The sequence below is a fragment of the Nonomuraea cypriaca genome (assembly GCF_015645445.1).
Taxonomy (GTDB): domain Bacteria; phylum Actinomycetota; class Actinomycetes; order Streptosporangiales; family Streptosporangiaceae; genus Nonomuraea; species Nonomuraea cypriaca.
In genome coordinates, this window is record NZ_JADOGI010000553.1 from 1 (window position 1) to 834 (window position 834).

Sequence of the window (834 nt, forward strand, 5' to 3'; positions counted from 1 at the left end):
GTCTGGGGCAGGTGCGGGGCCCTGGGGGTGAGGGTGATGCGCAGGCGGGAGGCCAGCGCGATGACCGTGGCGACGATGCCCAGCACGGCGAGGATCACGCCTGTGCGGGCCGCCACGGACGCTCCAGGGCCGAACTGGGCCATTCTGAAGGCGTGGTCGTACTGAAGCACCGCGAGCGTCTCTGTGGAGCGCTCAGGGCCTCCGCCGGTGAGCGCCAGCCCGATCGCGAACGTCTGGAGCCCCACGGCCACCGTGGCGAGCGCGACGAGGGCGCCGACGACGAGCATGCCGGGAGCGACGGTCCCGCCGCGCAGGACGGGCAGGAACGCGATCATCCCCAGGGCACAGACCACGCCGAACGTGGCGGCGGCGACGATGAGCCGCAGCGTGCCGGGCGCCGTGCCGGGTTCGCGCAGCCCTTCGGCCAGGGCGGCCACGCCGGACGCGTCCGGCAGCAGTCCGCGCGTCCACGCCACCGCCACCCCCACCGGGGAGAACGTGACGATCGACAGGGACAGCGCGACGCGCCCGGCCCGCCGCGGCCAGGCGCCGGCCCGGTCGAGCGCCAGCGCGAGCAGCGGCGCCACCACGACGGCGACCAGCAGCGGCACCAAGGTGAGCGAGAGCGTGAAGCCCAGCGCCCGCCAGAACGCGTCCCTGGTCGACTGCTCAAGGTAGTTGGACATCCCCGCGAACGTGCTCTCGGTGAGAACGCCGCCGCTCTGGAGGCTGAGCCAGATCGTCTGAGCGGTCGGCAGCACCAGCGAGATCAGGGTGCCGAGGAACGCGGGAACGGCCAGCAGCCAGCCGAGCGCTCGGGAGGGTGCCTGGGGT

Annotated in this window: 1 protein-coding gene; it reads right to left on the reverse strand. The window is 73.7% G+C overall.

The annotated features are described in order from the left end of the window. Nucleotides 1–834 (reverse strand): carbohydrate ABC transporter permease (locus tag ITP53_RS55570; protein WP_195903522.1); only part of this gene is annotated, 834 nt, incomplete at both ends.